This window comes from Halorubrum sp. SS7, assembly GCF_005435055.1.
Taxonomy (GTDB): Archaea; Halobacteriota; Halobacteria; order Halobacteriales; family Haloferacaceae; genus Halorubrum; species Halorubrum salinarum.
In genome coordinates this window covers 1-206 of record NZ_SGXV01000855.1, presented here as the reverse complement: position 1 = coordinate 206, position 206 = coordinate 1, and the positions used below count along the sequence as shown (strand labels likewise).

Annotated in this window: 1 pseudogene; it reads right to left on the bottom strand. The window is 62.1% G+C overall.

Annotation, left to right across the window (positions count from 1 at the left end):
• Nucleotides 1-127, bottom strand: a pseudogene (locus EXE44_RS20115) (DJ-1/PfpI family protein); the annotation flags it as partial.
• Between the last annotated feature and the right edge of the window lie 79 nt (nucleotides 128-206).

Sequence of the window (206 nt, the reverse complement as noted above, 5' to 3'; positions counted from 1 at the left end):
CAGCCTCCCGGTCCGGGCAGACGGCGTGGACCTCGTGGCCGACCGCCTGGAGCGCCTGGAACGGGACCATTATCTCGTAGTCCTCCCCGAAGTCGCCGACGATCATCAGGATCCGCTGTCCTGTCATGTGTGTAACACCGGCTGTTGATACGCGCTACTACCCAATAACGGTACTGGCGACTGGTAACACACCGCCCAATCTCGCG